Annotated in this window: 2 protein-coding genes; both read right to left on the bottom strand. The window is 72.6% G+C overall.

The window, feature by feature from the left end; genetic code table 11:
• The coding region (locus BIV03_RS04305) for a glucuronate isomerase (protein ID WP_175475713.1) at positions 1-256 on the bottom strand (256 nt) is incomplete at its 3' end.
• Between the two features lie 11 nt (positions 257-267).
• Positions 268-657, bottom strand: a 390-nt coding sequence (locus BIV03_RS04310) for a LacI family DNA-binding transcriptional regulator (protein ID WP_139201853.1), incomplete at its 5' end; no start/stop codon positions are given.

The raw sequence follows: 657 nt of genomic DNA on the forward strand, positions 1-657 counted from the left end.
GCGCCTCCAGTCCGACACCGTTCGCGTGCAGGAGCCGCAGGACGTAGTGGTCCGGCGTGATGAGCAGCGACGCGGGGTCCTCGAAGGGCTGGTCGTCCGCGATGAGGGCGGCGTCGACGTGCCCGTGGGGGGAGATGATCGGCGCGTCCTTGACGGCGTCGTAGACCGTGCGGGCGACCGCTCGCGCTCCCGGGTCGGCTGCGAAGAGCCGGTCCGGGTGCGGGGCGAGCGGTGTGGCGGTGGTGGTCTGGGTCATCGTCGACTCCTTCATGACGCGTGGGGGACGGGTGCGGGACCGGTGGACTCGCGGACGGTGAGGTGGGTCGGCAGCGCGACCGCGCCGCTCATGTGCTCGCCGGGCAGTTCGTCGGCGGGGATCGCGCCGAGCCGTCCGAGGAGCATCCGGATCGCGACCCGGCCGGCGCGCTCGATCGGCGACGTCATCGTGGTGAGCGGTGGGTTGCAGAAGTCCGCGCCGAAGATGTCGTCGCAGCCGACGATGCTCATGTCCTCGGGGACGCGGACGCCCCGCTCCCGGAGTCTGGCGAGCATGCCGATCGCGATGAGGTCGTTGAACGCGATGCAGGCGGTGGCACCGGCGTGCACGGCGGCGTCGGCGGCCGCTGCTCCGGAATCGACGAACGGCGCGTGCGGCCC

Origin of the sequence: Curtobacterium sp. MCBA15_016, assembly GCF_001865105.1 — a bacterium.
Classification (GTDB): Bacteria; Actinomycetota; Actinomycetes; order Actinomycetales; family Microbacteriaceae; genus Curtobacterium.